At 59.1% G+C, this 20453-nt stretch carries 12 protein-coding genes; all 12 read right to left on the bottom strand.

All coding sequences use genetic code 11. The features are described 5' to 3' along the window. Positions 1 to 45: 45 nt before the first annotated feature. Positions 46 to 783 carry a hypothetical protein gene (locus WS66_RS23035; RefSeq protein WP_059606423.1) on the bottom strand — a complete coding sequence of 246 codons (738 nt, stop codon included), beginning with the start codon at positions 781 to 783 and terminating at the stop codon, positions 46 to 48. Positions 784 to 882: 99 nt separating this feature from the next. After that, positions 883 to 1191 (bottom strand): hypothetical protein, encoded by a 309-nt coding sequence (locus WS66_RS33775; protein ID WP_159086576.1) that lies wholly within the window; start codon positions 1189 to 1191, stop codon positions 883 to 885. Between the two features lie 12 nt (positions 1192 to 1203). Continuing rightward, positions 1204 to 2382, bottom strand: a complete 1179-nt coding sequence (locus WS66_RS34130) for a hypothetical protein (protein ID WP_179955266.1) — start codon at positions 2380 to 2382, stop codon at positions 1204 to 1206. Next, on the bottom strand, positions 2318 to 2617 hold the full coding sequence (locus WS66_RS34135; protein ID WP_179955267.1) for a hypothetical protein: 300 nt from the start codon (positions 2615 to 2617) through the stop codon (positions 2318 to 2320). Before WS66_RS34135 ends, WS66_RS34130 begins: the two co-directional genes overlap by 65 nt. Before the next feature lie 183 nt (positions 2618 to 2800). Continuing rightward, positions 2801 to 4099, bottom strand: a complete 1299-nt coding sequence (locus WS66_RS23045) for a hypothetical protein (RefSeq protein ID WP_059606417.1) — start codon at positions 4097 to 4099, stop codon at positions 2801 to 2803. 293 nt (positions 4100 to 4392) lie between these two features. Next, complete coding sequence (locus tag WS66_RS23050; RefSeq protein WP_082729039.1) at positions 4393 to 14040, bottom strand: two-partner secretion domain-containing protein; 9648 nt, start codon at positions 14038 to 14040, stop codon at positions 4393 to 4395. 72 nt (positions 14041 to 14112) lie between these two features. Continuing rightward, on the bottom strand, positions 14113 to 15015 hold the full coding sequence (locus WS66_RS23055) for a hypothetical protein (RefSeq protein ID WP_059606414.1): 903 nt from the start codon (positions 15013 to 15015) through the stop codon (positions 14113 to 14115). A 79-nt stretch (positions 15016 to 15094) separates the two neighbouring features. After that, positions 15095 to 16591, bottom strand: coding sequence for a ShlB/FhaC/HecB family hemolysin secretion/activation protein (locus WS66_RS23060; RefSeq protein ID WP_082729038.1), 1497 nt, complete (start codon positions 16589 to 16591; stop codon positions 15095 to 15097). An 877-nt stretch (positions 16592 to 17468) separates the two neighbouring features. Then, the gene (locus WS66_RS23065; RefSeq protein ID WP_059606408.1) at positions 17469 to 19220 is read right to left on the bottom strand and encodes a ShlB/FhaC/HecB family hemolysin secretion/activation protein; all 1752 of its coding nucleotides are present in this window, start codon (positions 19218 to 19220) and stop codon (positions 17469 to 17471) included. Positions 19221 to 19250: 30 nt separating this feature from the next. Continuing rightward, positions 19251 to 19661, bottom strand: coding sequence for a hypothetical protein (locus tag WS66_RS33780; RefSeq protein ID WP_151047817.1), 411 nt, complete (start codon positions 19659 to 19661; stop codon positions 19251 to 19253). Between the two features lie 62 nt (positions 19662 to 19723). Further along, positions 19724 to 20044, bottom strand: a complete 321-nt coding sequence (locus WS66_RS23070; RefSeq protein WP_082729037.1) for a DUF6572 domain-containing protein — start codon at positions 20042 to 20044, stop codon at positions 19724 to 19726. Between the two features lie 19 nt (positions 20045 to 20063). Further along, the gene (locus WS66_RS23075; RefSeq protein WP_082729036.1) at positions 20064 to 20450 is read right to left on the bottom strand and encodes a barstar family protein; all 387 of its coding nucleotides are present in this window, start codon (positions 20448 to 20450) and stop codon (positions 20064 to 20066) included. Between the last annotated feature and the right edge of the window lie 3 nt (positions 20451 to 20453).

The following is a 20453-nucleotide window of genomic DNA, read 5'->3' on the forward strand; positions in this document are numbered from 1 at the left end:
CTTCATCTGATAGGCCGCAGCCGAATTCTTCCAAATCTCAAGGACCTAATTAATGAGTGGGCTGTAAAAAGGCAGCCGATCCATAACAGGCTTTGCAGCCATATCAGTCGCAAAACCTAAAGTAAATTCTCCAAGGTTAGGTCGAAGAGCCTGCTCAATTGCGCTTGCACCTAGGCCAATCGCTGACGCGGTAGTTCCCACTGCAGCCGCGGCTGCCTGACCAGGGCCAGGGATCGACGACATTGCACCGGCGATTGCACTGACGCGCCCTGCATTTGTCGAAATCATCGAAGCCGCATCCGCCGTCGTGTTCCTCACATAGTTCACATCCGACTGGTCGAACTTCGTGAACGGCCCCGTCACAGTGAATCCCCATTCATTGCTTGCCGGTCGATCATAGCTAATCATGCTCGGCAGGCCATCCTTCGTCATCTGCATATAGTTATCGAGGATATACGCCTGAATCTGTGGATCCGGCTGCGCGGTCTTCTGAGTCAGCACCATCTGCCCGTCCGTCGATGGCTTCGCACCTTCCCACGGTGCCCCCATGTCCGTCGGCACTTCACCGACCAATGTCGCCGGCGCGCCCGATTCATGCGTGGCGCCCACCGTCGCGCCCATGATGCGCATCTGATCCTCAATCTCCGCCTGTGTGTATTTGCCCTCGCTCTTTTCCGCCAAAGCCTTCGCCAGTGCCCGCTCGTCGAACTGCGAACCCGGATGCAACTGCCAATTGAACCGATCAGCGCATTCTCCGGCGACAGAAATCCTCGATTCCGGCATTGAATTCCATGCTTACAGAAAAGACACGCCTCCTCACCCTATCCGATTCCTGTGTATCAGATTTTTCAGAAAAAGATGCCTTCATTCCACTCTTGCACATCACATATGCACCACCATCCCTCCCCAAAAACACCCACCCCTTTTTTCTAGAGAATTTTTGAGAAATTTTTCTTTCTCCTCACCGAAAGTCGATGCATCCACATCATAAAGCGCAAGAGCCGACCCTGTTTTTGCACTTTCATGCCGAGATAAAATAGTTGAACTATCAAAAAGATAACTCAAATCCGAAGTCATAATTTCCAATTTCGTTTTCGCAGTGGAAATTGTCGGAGTCCGGGAAATCACCCAAACCCCCAGCACCACCCAAATTAGGAAAAAAATTACTTTCTTTGCCGACAACTTCTTCATATCTCTGCTCGATCATTTCACGAATGGATTGGGGATCTGACCGGAATAACCACCCGCAGCGTTCCCATTGAAGTTGGGAGCCCTTGTAAAACCACCGAAGCCAACTCCGAACTCGAACGCAGTGGATCCCCCGACGGCATGATTGACACCTACGCACGCCCCAAAGGCGCATCCACTTCCGCCGACAGACTGACCGGCAAGAAACTCATCGGCAAGTTTCCCTTTGTCGACCGAATACTGACCAACGTTACCTGCAATAACTCCTGCAGTAATTGCCCCGCCTGCTGAGCGGGAAGCTGCAATAGATGCACCATAGTAAACATTTCCGTTATGTACATTGATAGTCAATCCACCGCCAATTCCCGCACTATATTGAATGGTCACGTAGTCAATATTTCCTGGCCGCTGCGCCGCCATTCCTGATGCCCACGATTTCTGATCCGCTTGCCCGTCAGTCACACTGTACTGGAACAAGCTGCCGCCCGGCGTTTGCTTCACCATGCCGCCATAGCCAGCAGCAGCGAAGTACGTTCCGTTATAACTCTTCAGTTGAGCCTGTTCGACCGTGTAGCTTGTACCTTCCTGCTCCAGCGCTGAATACTTTGCGTAGTCAACCGTGCCTGGCGCGTATCCCGCTGCACAATGAACCAATGCGCATCCCGCTGCTTCTAGGCGATGTTCTTTGTTAGAGTCGCCGTTGGCCAAATCATGTATGACTTTCTTTTCTTCGGGGTGAAGTTGCCGATTAAACCGATCAGCACTCGCCCCAGTCAACGCCCCAGTCCCACCACCGACCATCACACCGGCTCCGCCTGCCAGCACATTCGATGTCAGATTTCCCAGGAGCTCATCGACGTTCGCGTTACCAGTCGGTCCCGCATCCTTGATCGACTGCGCAATCTCACTCAGTTGCGGGGCAAGCTTGGCTGACACACCCGCACCCGCAGCGCCACCAACCGCGCCCAACCCACCGCCGGTCAAACCGCCCGTCAACGCACCGCCGGCAATGTGCAGCGCAACACGATTTTCACCACCCTCGGCCCAACTGTTGGCCCCCTGCTGGTACTGTGCCTTGAGCGTCGGATCGGTCGCGTTGTTCGCGTTCGTCTGTGCCTCCTCCCGCTTCTTATCGGCGTAGCTCCCAATCTGCTTCGCAATCGTCTCCGCCGCCGCCTGCGCCGCGTTGATCAAATCCGACTACCTGCTGCAGATCCGGCGTCTTGCTGACCGTGCCGTTTAGGTTCGACGTATCACGATTGAGCGTCGCGACGTCCTGCTTCTGGCCCACCTTGTTCGTGATCGTGATGCCGCCGTTGCTGATCGCACTCTTCGTGCTCGCGCCGCTGCTGCCGCTCTCGCTCACATACAGCGGCTGACCGCCACCCGTAGTTGGTCGTCGAGGTCGCGCGTTCGTCAGGCTTGTCATCACGCCCACTTGAGCAGCCCCACAAACAACGAACCCGGCCACGGCCGGATTCGTTGCTTCAGCTAAAGAAGACGTTCTTCAACACCACGTACACGATGAAGCCCATCAGCGCGGCGAAGGTAATAACCCCAACTATCTTTTGCCCGCGTGTTTTAGGAGTCGAACCTGGAATTCCAACCATATTTACCACCCGATTCCCGTTTTACCTTGATCACTACTGTACCCACCACCGACACCACCAACATTAGTGTTCCTCCCAGCGCTAACCCCACCACCAACACCAATAATGGTCGCAGTTCCATTACCCGGTGAATTCATGATGCCTGCGCCAAATATGCCGTAAGCGCCAGTCATGCCACCGGCATAACCTCCAGCGAAGTTATTTGTCTGACCGGGAGCAACGCTCGTTTGATTAAGCCAGCCTGCAGTAATACTTGCCGACGCCTGAACTGGATTAGGGAGCGCCATATTTACACCGGTTCCGAAGTATGCATGGCCATCCCGCGTAAACGTCCCCCACACACTCCCCACGAAGTAATCAATCTGGAAATTCACAAAGTCCGGCGCTCTCACCAACCCCGGATTCTTGCCCGTCGTCGTCGCCTGATACGAGAGCCCGCTACCCTGTGCTCCCTTCACAATATACGCCTGCAAGTCAGGATCGCCCGGCCCCAGCGATTGCGTCCACACCGTCTGACCGGCCTTGTTCACGCCGTACCGCGTCCACTCCGTTCCGTCCTGCGGCTTCTCGCCCGATGCAACGCGTACGTTGCCCGGCAGCACACCGCCGCCGCCCATCACCAGATCCATTTGCGCCATCTGCTCCTGAATCTGCTGCACCGTGTATTTCCCGTCGCTCTCCGCCGCCAGCTTTTTCGCTAACGTCTGCTCCTTCGCCTTCGCGTCCTCATGCAACTGCCGATTAAACCGGTCTACCGCTGCGGACGTCAGCGCGCCCGCGCCACCGCCGACGAGCGCACCTGCGCCGCCTGCCAGCAGGTTCGAAGCTACATTCCCCATCAGCTGATCGACGTTCGCGTTACCAGTCGGCCCTGAATCCTTGATCGACTGGGCGATTTCATTCAGTTGCGGTGCGAGCTTGGCTGACACACCCGCACCCGCAGCGCCACCAACCGCGCCCAACCCACCGCCGGTCAAACCGCCCGTCAACGCACCGCCGGCAATGTGCAGCGCAACACGATTTTCACCACCCTCGGCCCAACTGTTGGCCTCCTGCTGGTACTGTGCCTTGAGCGTCGGATCGGTCGCGTTGTTCGCGTTCGTCTGTGCCTCCTCCCGCTTCTTATCGGCGTAGCTCCCAATCTGCTTCGCAATCGTCTCCGCCGCCTGCGCCGCCCCGATCACATCCGACTGATTGCTCAACACCTGCTGCAAATCCGGCGTCTTGGTGACCGTCCCGTTCAGATTCGACGTGTCGCGATCGAGCGCCGCCACGTCCTGCTTCTGGTTCACCTGATCCATGATCGTGCCTGCGCTGATCGCGCTCTTCGTGTTCGCGCTGCTGCCGCTCTCGCTCACACAACGGCATCACGAATCATTTTTTTCGCACAAAACCTACTGTCGCGAAAACGCAAAACACAATCCCCAGCAGAGAGCCGTTCACTAGAACGAATCTTGTATCGTTACTCGCCCATAAGAAACCGCCACCATAAAAATAGGCCACGAAGACCATTACAAATAATTTTATGGAGGCAAAGCACATAAATGACAGCAGGAAAGCAGCAAAATACAAACAAATCAATCTATACATTTCTTCACTTTCCAATCCGAGACTTGGCATCGTTTATCGATTTCGTTCCCGCTTCAGCGCCGGCAGCACCGCCGATACCAGCACCAATTGCAGGAACGTTATTCGGGTTAAACAGATTCTTCCCCGACGACCCTGCCCAAACACCAGTGCCGGACCAGCCAAAGCCACTCATCCCCGACTTCGACAGCACTGATATTAAATTTTGCATGGCGAGTCCAGTACCATAACCGATAGCTGCCGCACCCGCGTTCACCGCTGCACCGGTTGCAATGCTGTCATGTTTTCCAGAGATCGCATTGTTAGTGACAGTATCAAGAGCACCCGTCACTGCGTTTATTACAACGTTTCCAAAGAACCTGGTGTAAGTTCCGGCTCCGCCAGCCAATGCCGCATACCCAACATCGACTGGATTGACTGTACCATTCTGGATGAACTGCGATGTCGCATTTACACTACCAGTTAGTACACCAATACCAACAGGCGATGCCCACGCACTGGATCCCAAAGCTCCGGTCGATCCAAAAATTGGCGCGCCGGGGATAGCGGCCAATCCGGCCGCAATCTCTGACGCCAGTCCAGCAGTTACCAGGCCTCCGGCAATGACGAGCCCGGCTTTTGGATTGGCCACCGCGCCTGGCAATGCCCACTGCTCCGGTGTCAGTGAGCCATCCTTATTCCCAGACAAGAACGGATTGTTGTACTCCGCCGACGTCGCGCTGAACGACCCGCCACTGTTCTGACTAATATACGCCACCGCCGTTGCGTCCCCTCCCGGTCCCTTGCTTGCCGCCGCATCCACCAAACGATAGCCGTTCGCCAGCAACATATTCTGCGCCTGCTCTGCAGTCAGTGGCTTGCCGGTCTTTTCTTCATAGAACTTCGCGAAGTCCTTCGCCTTATCCTTCGCCCACTGCCTTTCGTCAGGGTGCAACTGCCGGTTGAAGCGATCCACGGTGGCCGACGTCAACGCACCCGTGCCGCCGCCGACAAGCGCCCCAGCACCGCCCGTCAACAGGTTCGACGCCACATTACCCAGCAGTTCATCGACGTTCTTGTTACCCGTCGGCCCCGCATCCTTGATTGACTGCGCGATTTCCGTCAATTGCGGCGCGAGCTTGGCCGACAGGCCCGCTCCGGCCGCACCGCCTGCCGCGCCGAGGCCGCCCGCCGTCAATCCGCCGGTCAGGGCGCCGCCAGCGATATGCAAGGCAATACGGTTGTCACCACCTTCGGCCCAGTTCTCCGCGTCCTGGATGTATTGCTCCTTGAGCGCCGGATCATCAGTCGTGGCGGCTGCGTCGCGTGCGGCTTGTTCCTTCCTGTTCGCATAATCGCCGATCCGCTTGGCGATCGCCTCCGACGCTGCAGTGGCAGCATTGATCAAGTCCGACTGCTTGTTCAGCACGTTCTGCAGATCCGGCGTCTTGCCAACAGTCCCGTTCAGATTCGACGTCTCACGACTGAGCGTCGCCACGTCCTGCTTCTGGTTCGCCTGATCCGTGATCGTGATGGTACCGGCACTGATCGCGCTCTTCGTGCTCGCGCTGCTGCTGCCGCTTTCGCTCACATACAGCGGTAACGCACCGCCCGTGTTCTTGCCCGACGTCTGGCCGTGCGTCGCGTAGTTATTGCCCCCGTCACCCACACCACCACCCGCACTGATCCCGAAACTGCTCGCGTTGTAGCTCGAGCTATTCTGAATATCCGAGAACGACAACGCCCCCGTCGTCAGCTGATTCTTGTCCGGTGTCCCCGTGCTCGCGATATACGCCCCCTTCAGGTCCGTATTGCGCTTCACGTTGATGTCGAAACCACCGTCCCCGGCCTGAATACCCGCCTGCTCGTTCACACCCGCATAGTTACCGCTCGCATGGCCGTTCTGCATGCTGACGCTGGCGCTCGCACCGCCCTGGCTGATGCTGAACCCGCCGCCCGAACTGCTCTGGTGGGCCTCGCTACGGCTCGTATCCTGCACCGACGCGAGATTCAAATTGCCGCCCACGTCCGCGATCACTTTGTTCGCATTGACATTCGCACCGACGATATTGGTGTCACCGCCGCTGATGATCGTCGCGGTGTTGCTCGCATTGATGTGTGTATTGTTCTGCGTCGCCGCATCCGAATTCGCATCGCCGTGCGCGCGCGACATCGACGCCGAGACGCCGAATCCGCCGGTGCCATACGACACGCCCACGCTCGCGCTCTTCGACTCGTTCGTGCTGCGCGTGCTGTCGGTATCCGTGCTGTTGACCAGATTGATCTTGTTCGTCGCCTGCAGCAGCACGTCCTTCGCGTTCACGTCCGATCCCTGGATCGTCACGTTCCCTTGGCCCGCGTTCTTGTCACCCATCGCGACGAATGCCGCCGTGCCGCCCGACTTCACGCTGCTGCCGTTGTTCTGCCTGCCGTCCTCGGTGAACGTCGTCTTGCTGTGCGAAGAACCGAAACTCAACTCCACCTTCGCCTCGACCTTGCCCTTCGGATCGTTCAGCGCCTTGGTCATATTGCCGGTCGCGCCGACCAGATCAGCCATGCCGCCGGCCGCGGCAATCGCATGCAGCGCTGCCGCCCGTCCGTCCTGACTACCGCCCGCGCCCTGCGCCTGCTGATTCACGTTCTGGATCGCATCGATGACAGGCGACTTCACTGCCAGCGTGAAACCCGAACTCTTCACCTCGTGGGTTTCTTCGTGATGGCGATCCGTCTGCGACGCATCGATCGTCACTTCCTTCGCGATGCCCGTCACGTCCTTGCTCGCGACAATGTCGGAGCCCGTCACGTGGAGTTTGTTGCCCGCTACCATCGACACGCTGCCGTCGGTGCTGCCGATCAGGCTGCCCTGCGAACCCTTCACCGTGTCGCGGCTGGTATCGATGGTCTGGTTCGTACCGTACGAGATCCCGGCGCCCGCGCTGCCGAGGCCCGACTTCTTTACGTCCTTGTAGTGATATTCGCTCGAGGCCGTGTCGGCCGTCGTCACCGTCAGATCGTGACCGGCCGTCAGGCTGACGTCGTTAGTCGCCGCAATCGTTGCCGCCTTTGCCGTCAGGTCATTGCCTGCTTGCACCGAGACACTGTTACCCGACAACGTCGTGCCCACCGCATTGGTGTAACTGCTCGAATCGATCGTGTGCGTCGATTTCGACGACAGGAAGCCGTTTTCCTTGTGATAGTGCTCGTCGTTCGCGCTCGCGCTCTGTTCACCAGCATTCAGATTCACATCGTGCCCGGCGCTGATGCCAATCGCACCCTGCGCATTCGCGTAAGCTGCCGTCGCATTCACGTCATGGCCCGCCGCAATCGCCAGATTGCCACCCGTCGCGATCTGCGTGCCCGTATCGCTCGACGCCGAGTGTTCGGCGTGATTGCGGGCGTCCCACTTCACCGCGTCCTGACTGCTCTGGCGAATCGCGTTCAGATTGACGTCGTTGTTCGCGGCCAGCACTGCATCGCCGGTCGTCGCAATTACAGCCGCGTTGGCGTTCAGGTCCCGACCGGCAGTTGCCTGAAGCGTACCCGCATTGACCGTCGATACACGATCGATTCCGGTCGCGCTGCCATTCGCCGCCTTCGCCGAACTGGTCGTGCTCGTCAGGTTGAGGTCGCGGCCAGCCGACAGCGCTACGGTATTGCCTTGAATCAACCCGCCGAGATTATTGAGGTCCTGGTTCGCACTGGCGAGCACAGTGCCACCCGACACCGTGCCGCTGTTGTCGATCGAATCGGCATGAATGATCGTGACGTTGCGGCTAGCGATCGTGCCCGAGTTCATGTACGCGCCGTTGGCATCGACCGTGACGTTCTTGCCGGAGATGATCGTGCCTTCGCCAGTCACGTCCGCCGCGTTCGCGTGCAGATACACCTGCGGCACCAACACCGTCTGCTGACTACCGTTCGGCAATGTTACCGTCTGATTCACGAGCCAGACGATGTCGCTCGTCAGTGCGGCCATTTGCGCGTCGGTCAGCGCAGTGCCGACATTCAGCCCGAACTGCTGCGACGCCCTCACGCCATTCGCCATCAGCGCTTCGTATTCGCTCTGATTGTCCGTATAGTCGCCAATGAAACGCTGGCCGGTCGTCTGAATGATCTGTTGCTGAATCAGTTGCTGCTCGTAGAAGCCATCGCCGATGCGCTTGAGGACCGTATTGGGGTCGACCTTGAGCGCATCCAGCATCGTGTCGCTGGACAACCACTTCTTGTAATCGGTAAAGCGCGGGTCTGTCTCGATCAGGAAGTGGCTGCCCGGGTCGCTCGCCACCTGATACAGCGCGTTGTTGGGCAAACGCGTGTTCGGCGTGACTGTGCGCACGACGACATCGCCGACATTGGCCTTCACGGCCGATACTGTCCCGACGCCGACGCCCGACACACCCGAGCCGACCAGTACTTGCCCGCTAACGTCCTTGCCCGCCACCGGCGTCACGCCGGTACCGCTTGCACCCTGCGCAGCGGACGTCGCCGCCGCCACGCTCTTGATCGGATTGGACGGTTTGCCCGGATCGGTCAGCACGACCGGCAGATCGATCGTTTGTGACGGAATAGCCGGCGAGTAGTTGGTCGTCGAGGTCGCGCGTTCGTCACCGCTGAAGGCGCCGCCGGACTGGACCCATGTATAGATCGCCTTGCCCGAGCCCGTGAAGGTTTCAGTACCGGTCGCACCGATGTTCTGCACGTTCATCGGATTGTTGCCGTCACCGGCCACAATCTGGCTCTTGTCGTTGACGCCGGAGGGCGTGTTGATCGTGATATGACGGCCAGCAGTGATCGTGCCGGGTTGCGACGCCGTTACCACGTCCTTGGTCGATTTCACGTCGACCGTATAGACGGTGTAGGTCTGTACAAGCCGGCTCCGGACGTCCGCGTTATAGCCGACCAGCACCTGATCCAGCTTCTGGTAAGCGGCGACCGTGGCGTTGTACCACTGCTGGAACGGGGCGCATGCTGCATTCGTTGACGTCAGGCACGAAGGGCTCGGCCGACCGAAGGGATCCGGTTTTGCCCCCGTTACGTCAGCTTCAGTGGGGGGCTTGATGGCAAACCAGTCACTACCGACGTTGCTTCTACCGGCAAACGAACCTGCAATCGCCGACATCCAGAACGGTCCGGATGTGGTCCATGCCGGATTTGCGTCGGGCGGCGGCGTCACACCGAACGTTGTCCAGATGTCAGCCGGCACAGTTCGATACGCGCCAGTCTGAGACGCCCAAGCTCCCGTACCGAAATTGCTTGCGGGATACGCCGTGTTATCGATCTTGCCCGCTACCCCATTCATCGTGTACTTCGCATACTCGGCAAACGGATATTTGGTCGACGGCAGCAGAATGAATTTCTGGTCGTCGTCCAGCGCCCACTGGTAATCCGTGCCCGGATGGATTTCCTGGCTGTTCTTCTGGTACAGGTAAACGGTCGACGGGTCGATCTTTTCGGTCGAACCCGGCACCTGGTACCACAACTGGTTGCCGCTATCGGTCGTGACCGTCGAGGTCTGGAAGTTCGAATTCAGATTCTCGAACCGGTTTGCGCTGATCGTGATGTCGCGACCGGCGTCGATCTGCGCGCCGTTGTTCGTCACGGTCTGCGCAGCACCGGTTGCCTGATGGTTCGCGTCCAGCGCGCCGCCAACACGAATGTCGTTGCTCGCGTAAATCAGCGCGTTGTTCTGGTTCTTGAACGTCTGGGCACCAATGTCGAGATCCCCGCGAGAAGCGATCACGCCACCGACACCCTGGGTATTCTGGTCATTGACAACGGTGTTCGCGCCCACCGCGACCGTGTCGCCGTAAATCCGGCCACCGGCATTCGTGATCGTGTCACCTGCCGTCACCGTCGTTGTGCCACCATCGATCAGGCCTTCGTTCGTCATCGACTGGTTCGCGTGAACGTTGGTCGCGTTGCCACCGAAAATCTCGCCCGTCGCACGGTTCTGGATCGAATTGGCGCTCACATTGGCAACATTGCCGGCCGACAGTGAGCCGCCGTTGTCGAGCGTGCGGCCGGCCGTGGTCGTCAGATCGTGACCCGCTACGATCTGGCCGGTGTTGGTCAGATCGCCTTGCGTCGTTACGTTGACGTCGCCCGCCGATTGGAGCTTGCCGTCGTTGTTCAGCGTACCGGTCGAGACCGTCAGTTGCTGACCGCCATTGATGTCGCCCCGGCTGTTGACCAGCGTATTCGATGCCGTCAACGTTGCCGAGCCTTTCGACTGGATGCTGCCCGACGTGTTGTCGATGATCGGTGCGGTGAGCTTCGCACCCTTGTCTGCTCGAATCGATCCGGACGTATTGTCGATCGCCTGGTTGGCGTCAAGGGTGACGCTTGCGCCTTCCATTCCTGCAGTCAATCCCGGCACGCCTGCGGTCGTCGGCAGCGTTGAATTGGCAGTCTGCGCGTTGCGGATCGTATCGCCCGTCACCGACAGCGTGCCGCTCGCGTGCATGGCCCCACGCGTGTTGTCGACCGTCGTACCGGACACCGTTACATCGCTGTTGCCGCCTATCTGGCCGGCCGCGTTCGACACCGTCCCGGCGCTTCGTACGGTCAGTGCGCCGTTCGCCACGAGCGAACCTGCATCGTTCGTCACGGATGCGGCGTTGACGGTTGCCGCACCGCTCGACGAAATCGCACCACCTGCGTTGCTCAGCGCCCCCGTCGTCAGCGTGACGCCTTTGCCGAGAACCTGACCACCCGTGGATTGCCCTGCCAGTACGCCGTTGTCGAACGTCTGGCCGTGCGTATCGATGTCAACCGCTCCCGTTGCCTGCACCAACCCCGACCGGTTATCGAACGCCCCCGATCGACTCGACAGCGATTGGCTTGCCGCCACGTTGCCGAGCGTGTTGTCGATCGCCCCCTGTCCGGACGCGAGCGTGACGTTCGCCCCCGTGATCGTACCGCCCGAGTTCAGCAGGCCCGAATTGGTCAGGGTCGTGTCACCCGACGCCAGCAGCTTGCCCCCTGCATTGTCCGTCGTACCGGATGTCGCCACCGACAACGCACCGGAGACGGAGCCGATGGTGCCACCGTGGTTCGTAACGGTCTGCGCGGCCACGGTCGTGTCGTGTGTCGTCGCGATCGTGCCGCCTGCATTCGTCAATGCGCCTGCAACATTGAGCTTCGCTGCATCCGCTGAGACCGCGCCTTGCGAATTGTCGAACGCACCGGCCTGCGTGTTCAGCGTGCCAGCCGCGGCAATCTTGCCCTGGGTATTGTCGAGTGCCTGCGAGACGGTCAGCGCCATGTCGCCGCTGGATGTGCCGATCTGGCCTGCTCGGTTACTGAGCGTGGCGGCTGTCGCCGAGAGCCCGGTCGCCCCAACCAGCTTGCCGCCGTCGTTCGACACCGTGCGCGTTGCGATCAACGACAACGCATCCGACGATGACCCGATCTGGCCGCCCGCATTGACGAGATCCCCCGTCTGGATTTGTGCGCCGCGCACGGCCGTCATACTGCCGTTCGCGTTGTCGATCGTGTCGCTTGCAACGATGAGCGCGTTGGCCGAACTCACCGTACCGCCGGTGTTCGTCAGAGACTTCGTCACACGCAGCGTCGTGTCGCCGGCGGCCGATCCGATCGCGCCTGCCGCATTGCCAATGCTGTTTGCCATCACCGACAGACCATTGCCACCGACTATCGCGCCGGACTGATTCGAGACGGTGCCTGTCGCCGTCACGGTCAGCATATCGGTGGTGCCGATCTTGCCGCCCGTATTGACGACATCGGTCGCCGTGATCTGTGCGGCGTGTGCGCTAACCGCTCCAGCCGAGTTGTCGAGATGAGTCGTGTGAATCGACAGATCGTTACCGGACGCAACCTTGCCGTTTGCGTTGTTCAGCGATTGCGTGACGTCGAGCGAGGTATTGCCCGCCACGGAGCCGATCTGGCCCTGTGCGTTGGAAACCGCATTCGCCGTCAGCGTGAGACCATTGCCACCGGCGATCTTCCCGTTGGCGTTCGAGACATTCCCGGTCGCCGTCAATGTCAACGCGCCCGTCGACGTGCCGATCTCGCCCGCCACATTCGTGAGGTCCGTTGCAGCGATCTGCGCCGTGCGCGCAGTCATTTGCCCCTGCGTATTGTCAAGCGCGCCAGCCGAGTTCAGGGACAGCGCGTCCGCCGCCAACGTCCCGGACCGGTTCGAAACCGATTGCGCGGCCACGTTCGCGAGGCTGTGCGAACTGATGGTGCCGGAATTGTTGACCAGTTGTCCCGCACTCAGCGTCACGTTCTGTCCGCTCATCGTGCCGGCGACATTCGACAACGTGCCATTCGTCGTGACGTTGACCGCGCTGGCCGCGTTCACGGTTCCCTGATCGAGCGTAACGTCGTTTGCGAACAGATTGACGTTATCGCCCGCTGCCAGCGTGCCGCTGCTCGTCACATTCGCGGCGCGTGCCGTGACGGAGCCACCGCCAACGAGATTGCCTGCGGAATCCACACCCGCGTATGCCCGCCCGCTGTTGTTGAACGATGTGGCGGCTGTGAGGTTCGTGTTGCCGCCCGACGAAATCGTTCCGGCGTTAGAGAGTGCCTGGAACGCGTTCAGATCGGTGGCCTGCGTACTGACAATCGTGCCTTGCTGGGCGACGTTGGCGCCATCGATCCGAGTGTTCGCGGCCGACTGAATTCGGGCCGTCGGCGCGATCGTCACATCGCCGTTGTTCGACACTTGAATATCGCCAGTCAGTGAAGTGACGGAGCCGGCGTCTCGCACACCCACGCCTGCCTCCGTCCCGATCATCCGGACGCTATTGGCAAACATGCTTCCCAACGCTTGCACGTCGATCGCGACGCCCGGCGCGGCACCGGTACCGGTCTGTGCCTGCGCGGTGTTGCTCGCATAGTCGACCCGGTTCGCCCCCGCCACTGCATTGATCGAATCCGCCCACACCTGGCCGTTGATCGTCATCGCGCGAGCGATCAGGTCGATCGCACTGCCATGCGCATCGAGCCCGGCACCGGCAATGCCGATCTGCCCCTGCGTCACGTTGAAACCTGCCAACGTGCCGTCCGGATTGAAAGTCGGCACGCCGGTCGTCAGCGTGACACGCGGAACATTCAGAAAGCCGCAACCGGCACAGGTGATGCCGGCCGGGTTGGCGATCACGAGATTCGCGCGATTGCCCGCGATCTCGGTCGGCCCGAGCAGTTGACTGGGGTTACCCGACGTGACCTGGTTGACGATCACACGCGCAGCGTTGTTGCCGAGGAATGGATTGCCTTGAACCCAGCCGGCGAGCTGCGTCTGCGAATTCTGGCCGCTGTTGACCAGCACTGCTCCCTTCGTCCCGACGTTGTACTGCGTAAAGTTGTTCAGCGAGACGCCGTTCTTCGGTGCAGTAATGTTGACGAGCGGTACGCCCGATGCCGACACCCCGACGACCGGATGAGTCGGACCGCTTCGATCGGGTGTGATCGGCAGCGTTGCCTGCGCCTCGGCAACGAGCGGCTGCATGCCGAACGTACAGAGTGCGGCAAACGCGGTTGCGCGTGCCGCAAACCAGATCGAGATTCCGGAATCCACCGACATAGGTCGAGTGGCTGGCCGCACGCGAGCGCGTTCACCGCCCCCGTGCGCCGATGCGTATTCGTCAACCGCTACCAGCATGCCGCGAACGGCACTGAAGACCAAACGAAAGATTCCGGAATTCATGATCGTTTTATTCTTGAATGCATGTCAGGCCGGCCTTCCACGCATCGCGTGAATGACCGGCCCCTACTCACCTTACTTGCAGCTCAGTGCCACCAGGCCGTTGATGTTGCCCGTCGTCGCGGCCGGGATGCCGTACGACACCACCAGATACGGTTGCTTCGCGTCCGGGCCCATGACCGTGCTCATCAGCGTCGATTTGGTTTTCGAGCTCAGCTCCGTCAGACCAATCGCAGAGCTTCCGACGAACGACTGATTCTGGTCGCTACCGATCGAGTACTGCAGATTCAGCGTGTAGTTGATGGTCGGATTACCAAAGGTATCGGTACCGCTCGTCAGCGTCGCCGTGGCGCCATTCAGCGAACCCGGCGCCGTATTGCCGTCCGTCGACGTCGGACGCGTTGCGAAGGCCAGCGAGCATTGCATTTGCACGGGCGACGTCGTGTCGATCGCAACCGGCACACCGATTGCCCATACTTGCCCCTGGTTGGCGTTGTACGTCGCGCCAGCCGAATCGGCGCCATCCGCCCAGCGACCGATGGCGATGTCGCCATTGCCGGCGATGTCCGTCACGATGCCTTTGGTCAGGGTCTTGATCGTGCCCGAGGAGTCATACGGAATCGCGACATAGACACCCGGCGCCTGCTCCTTGAGCGACGCGGTCGGCTGGGACAGGGCTCTGAGCGTGTAATTCCCGTTCGGCATCTGTCCACCGTTCCACGATGCAGGCGGCATCAGAATGCGGACCGTCGAAACCTGGCTCGAGATCGATTGGGATTGCCCTTCCACGCGAATCCCCGTCGAAGACGACGCACTACCCGACGGCGCTCCGTTCGACGACGCGCCACTCGATGCCGCGCTGCCACCGCTACCACCGTCGTCACCACCGCCACATGCGCTCAGGCCAAGCGCTGCCACCACCGCAAACGTTGCCGTCGCAGCTTGCAAAAGCCGATGCTTCTCGTACAGGTGCTGCATAGTTCTTCCTTCTTCTGATTGACGATCAACAAGACACCGAGTCGAGATCGACACCCCGCTCGGTTCACCCCAGCTACGCTTAGAACAATGTGCTGACCTGGAACAGCAACGTCGGCGAACTCGTCTTGAAGCCCTGCGGCTTCGACAACGGGAACCCAAGCGACACGTCGTAATTCAGTGCGGCACCGAGCACGTTCTTCGGGGCGAGATTGCCGCGCACACCGACGACGGCGCCGACCAGTGTTTCGCCGAGGAGGTACTGTGCAGCGGGCCCTCGCACGCGCCCGGCATCGACGCCGGCATAGAGCGCCTGCGTACCGACAGGCGTCGGCACGTACCAGTCGAGTTCGTTGGAGACAACCCAGCCGCTCTCGGCAGCCAGCGTCAGTTGCTGATCGAAGCCGCGCACGGCGTAACGCGTGCCGATCGTGAAATAGTCGGAAGGGGTCAGTGGTGTACGTGCGTTCTGCATGTTCCAGCCGAACTGGTACGAGAACGTCTGACTGCCGATCTTGAAAGGGATTTGAGCGCTGAGGCTTGCCAGTTCGACCTGCGTTTTGCCGTCGAAGTCGGGGGCCCCGACCACCGTGCCCGAATTGCTGGACAGGCCCGGCAACGATGCGCGCCACGCGAATGAGCCGTCGAGCACCACATCGCCGATGTACTGGCGATGCGCGACACCCAGTTCGTAACCGATGATGTCGCGGTGCTGCACCGGAATATCGACACCGTCGATCGAGTTACGACTGATCTTGTGGAACAGGTTGCCGTGAATTTCGGTACGCGCATGCGCGTTCCGATAGATCACGCCGGACAGCCCGGCCTGGAGTTGAGACTGGACACCGCTGTACTCGATCGGCTCGCCAAAACCCGCGACCGTCTGCTTGTACCGCGAGCGACTCGCGTTCAGCGTCAGCATCGCGTAACCGATCGGCACGCTGTAGTTCGCGGAGACAGACTGGTTACCCTTCTCGGACGCGCCAATGTTTGCGTTCGTCGTGCCCGCGATCTGCAGTTGGTCGTACAAGTGAAACGGGGAATCGAACGTGAACGATCCGGACAGCTCGTACTTGCCGGTCGAATCGAGACCCGCGTTGTCCGCGCCGATGACGGCATGCCAGCGCTTGCCGGTGCCGGGATGAAATACCAGCTCCGAGTCCCCCGGATTCACGCCGGGCGCGATGTCGAATGTCGCATCGGACTGCGACTGAAGCCGGCGCACGTTCTCGAGCCCCAGATCGATGTCGCGCTGATTCAGCAAGGCACCGGCTGATGTCGGCAATGCCGCGCGCGTCCAGCCAATCGTCGGTTTGTCGGCGCGGATGTCGCTGATACGCCCCGGAACCACGCGAAGCGTCAACGTTCCGGATTGCAGCGATTGCGTCGGCACGAGCACGCGTGACGTCACGTAGCCACGGTCGATCAATGCGTTATTAGCGGCGTCCTGAATCTGCTTGAGTGCGGTCTTGCCGACGCACTGGCCGACGACCGGTTGCAGAAAACGCGCAAGCCACGCGAACGCATTGTCTTCCAATGCGATTGCGTTGATCGGAAAGCACGGGTTATCGAGCGGCAAGCTTTCGACGCCAGTTGTCGATGCCCTCTCGCCCGTCGGTGTCAGGACTGTCGGACGAGGATTCAATTCCTTCGTCGCGTCCAACTGCTGTTGTTGCAAACGCTGGATTTGCGGGCCAGACGTGATCTCGGACGGCGGAACGCCTTGCGCGAATGCAGAAACACTCGCCAACGCCGAAATCAACGCTGCCGAAGTTTCTCGTTTCTTCACTTGTTAGCGGCGTAATGATTGGTCTCTCGCGCCGCAATTTATCAAAACACTCGAAAGCAGATTGTCAGAAATTGCAATGCCGCACCAATATGCCCAGCCGTGAGCGCTCGCCCGCCGTTGCTGCACGATCCGCGATCACGGCATATTCAAATCAAATACGCGCAAGCCAATCCCTCTAAAAACAAAAATTTGACACTTCGAAAAGGTTATCCAATAGAAAATCGCGCATCAGAAACAGAGTAATCCCCCAAGAGACCATCAGGCGAAGGAGGCGCTACTACCACCACATCAATTCAATAAATCATTGATTTATTTAGACGGCTCGCACGTCAGCAAGGACCACCAGACACACCTCCATGGAAGAACCCCGCGAGACTTCATCGTTCTTCCGAAGATCCACAAAACCACGCCTGCTATTGAGATAGGAAAAATCAAAATCTAGCCGATTGACATTTCTCGCCGCCGTTAATCGACTAATCATCGACTAGTGGCAGTAGACGTCCGTGCGATGCTGCATGTCTCCAATTTGCAACAGGACTTTCGCCAGCGCCATGCTCGCCTCCGGAAGGCAGAATTTTTAATCACATACGCGCAGCGGTTCGCCGTTGTCGCAACGAAACTCGAAGCCGTCAGAACACCAGCGTTGATGCGCCTTGGCTCATTGTCTTCAGAACTGAGCAGTCACCTGAAAACCGAGCGTCACGCGCGCGGTTGGAAAACCGGACGGCTTGTAGACAGGTGTACCCGCGAAGAGATCGTAGCCGTATCCGCCGAACCGAGTCGTGACACTGCCCTTGACGCCAATCACTGCACCGGCGAGCTGCGTGCCAACCAAGGCAACCGGCTCTGGCCCCCAGACCCGACCGTAGTCGAGACCTGCATAGGCCGATAGCCCGGTCTGCGCGATGGGAACCTGCAATTCGTTGCGCCAGTAGAACCCGCGCGATCCCGCCAGCAGCGTTTCACCGTCGAATCCCCGCACGGTATAACGACTGCCGATCGTGACGCTATCGAGGTATGAAACCGTATTGCCGGTGTACTGACCATGAAAGGTCGTCACATATTTGAACGGCTGCGTACCGATGACGAACGGTGTCGACAGATTCGCATCGAGCACGACCATCTTGAATCTGTAAGTCTGTCCACCCTCCGCCGCGAACATGCTGTCGGTCGAGCCAAGCCAGCCGAGCCCCTGACGATAGGCAAGCGAGCCATCGAACTGCGACGAGCCGAAATAGTGCCGGTCGTTCAGCCCGAATTCGAGAAAGGTCGCGTTCTGATGTGACGACGGTATCGTCGTGCCTTCGATATAGCTGTCGCCGAAACGGCGCGTCAGGCGAACCTGTGCACCGAACACATCGTTCCGGCTGCGCGCCAACACACGATTGAGCCTGAAGTCGACCGTCTTCATGTTGCCGCTCGCAACGAACGTCTGGTTCACGGCCGCGAGTGGTTGAAAGTACGTACTGGTATAGGCCGAGAGAGTGCCGGTCCAATAACCCCAAGGAACCGAGTAGAACGCGTTCCAGCCGTGCGAGCCGAAGCGCTTGTCGCCGAATTCCAGATCCTGGTTGAAGCCTACGTTGAAGATGTCATTGAGACCCAGCGGGTTGTCGATGCCAAGCGACACATTGCCTTGCAGTTTGCCGGTCGCGCGCGTACCGGAATTGTCGATGGACGCAACAACGGTCCATGGTTTGCTGCGCTTCACGTCGAGCACGACGTCGCTTTCGCCGGGCGTATCTCCGGGTGCAATCCTCATTGACACATCCTGACTTGGGACGCGCTTCATCTGCTCAAGCCCTTGTTCGATGTCGCGCAGGTTCAACACGTCGCCGTCGCGAGTCGGGAACGCAGTCTTCCACGTTCCCCGTAACTTCTCGTCCTCGAAACGCACATGGCGGATCACGCCCGGAATCAGGGCAAGCTTCAATGTGCCGGTGGACAAATCCTGCTCGGGCACGAGTACGCGGGTCGTGATGTAGCCGCGTGCGAGGATGGCCTGCGACACCCCTTTGACGATCAGGTCGACGCCTTGCTTACCGACGCATTGGCCGGCGTAGTGCGTGAGCCAGTCGCGCGCAAAGGCGAAGCGATCCATCGGCAAGGCTGATGCGCCTTGCGCCTTTGACGCAGCCGGTAACGAAGCGGGCACGTCGAGCGCGAAACGATCGATTCGAAAGCACGGTGTTTCGGTCGGCAGTACCGGATAGGCTTCCGGGCGCGGCACGTCCGAACGCACGCCCGGCGTTTGCACGGTGGCGTCGCGCTGCTGCGCGTCACGGCGCTGCTGCACTTGCTGGTTTTGCTCGGCGTTCGCGCGAGCGGCGGCGGCCTGGTCGTTCGGAGTGGGGGCCTGTTGCGCCCGTGCTACGAACGGAATGAAGACGAAAAGTGACCAAAACGCAAACCTCCTCATAATTTCCCTTTTAAGATTGGTCACTTCTGGTCAGGAATATTTTTGACTAACTTCAACCAGCAATTTTTCCCTGAACTCATCAGGAGAAAATTCATGCCCGGACCATAGATATCCCGCATCGTCGTAAATTATTCCGCCCGTCACCAACGAGATTGCAGAAACAACAATAGCCGAAAACAATTCATCCCCTCGACTCTCGATCGAGCATGCGTAGGGGCAATCGTTAGCGATTCGCTGCCCCGGCGGCCATTCTATTACGTTGATCCAACACCATTCGTCTTCTCGCTGCCCCTGGGCGTACAGGGCTTTGCTGGAATTTCCGTAATTTCTCGACGTAATGATTGGGCGTGACCTCCCAAGCTCCATAAAATAAATTTCGATGCACCTCGCCAATTGATCATCTTTGAGACGCTCTTTCATATTTATCAAGGAATTCTTCATTTGCGTCCTCCGGGTGGAGCGGCGATCGCAGCCTTTGTCAAATCAACCCAGCGACTCCAAGCTCACCCAACTTGACATGACAAATCAAATCCCGCCTCACGAATAACCGCTTTCGCCTTCTCAAAAAAGTCGAGTGCGGCCGGCGACAGCGGATATTTTGCAAGCAATTCAATCTCGCACTGACAACCACGCGCATTTGGGAAGTGCTGATATAATTCGCCACCCTCAATGAATCTCAAATATGTATTGATTTTTTCCTGAAGAAGAAGATGTTCATCTTCTGGCGCCGACCATTCCAAATGATCGGAAATCCCGAGCTTGGCGATTTTCTTGGATGGATCAACGCCAATCAAATCAACAACATTCGTTTCGGTAATGGACATTCAATTCCCCTTTAGCCGGCTACCCCTCACGCAGCAAGCGTTCTACGGTCTCCTTGTCAGATTCGGCAAATACGACCTCGAAGCGATGTGCTTCGTCTGGACGCCAATCGAGAGCTGAGTCGCGCAGCAAACGCAGATATATCTTGAGCTCCGACTGCTGCAACATCGGGAGCTCTGGATGGATCAACACGATGTCGTGTTCGTTTAGCCAACTGAAGTCACGGAAGCAGTCAAACAACGCATCCCAGTTGAAGCCGAAATATGCCGGAAATGCGAGTAAGGACGCGAGCGCCTCAAGCAAGCCACTCTTCGTTCCAATGGTCGAGGGGAGCATGGCAACGAATGCGTCTTTCGGGCGGTAACCATTTGGTTGTGCCTCGTAACGAAACGGGTTGACGATTGTCATCGC

Origin of the sequence: Burkholderia sp. LA-2-3-30-S1-D2 (assembly GCF_001523915.2) — a bacterium.
Classification (GTDB): Bacteria; Pseudomonadota; Gammaproteobacteria; order Burkholderiales; family Burkholderiaceae; genus Burkholderia; species Burkholderia diffusa.